General features: G+C 62.7%; 1 pseudogene. It reads right to left on the bottom strand.

The features are described from left to right. A pseudogene (locus EN818_RS31710) lies at nt 1-308 on the bottom strand (glycosyl transferase family 1); the annotation flags it as partial.

Genomic DNA, 308 nt, shown 5'->3' with positions numbered 1-308 from the left:
GTATCTGTCCTGATCCATTCGGCCGAGAATCGCCTCAAGACCTTCGGGCGTCGCCTCGTACAGAAGCACGCCAATCTCCTGCCCTTTGAGGACCCGGCCGGTTTCGGTGCCGGCCATCGAGATCGGCACGGCGCCGAAGCGGCAGCCCTCGTAAAGGCGGTTGGGCAGCAGCCATTCGGAGTTCTGCCCGGCTTCGAAGAAGTCTATGGCCCAGGAAAAATGCACGTCGCCATAAATCGCCGCCATGTCCTCCGGGTTGCGGTAGAGTCCGCGAAAGGAGAGCCAGGGCTCGGCCGCGACGAAAGCGT

Source organism: Mesorhizobium sp. M3A.F.Ca.ET.175.01.1.1, assembly GCF_004791945.1.
In the GTDB taxonomy this organism is placed as follows: domain Bacteria; phylum Pseudomonadota; class Alphaproteobacteria; order Rhizobiales; family Rhizobiaceae; genus Mesorhizobium.
This window is presented reverse-complemented; position numbering and strand designations above follow the sequence as displayed.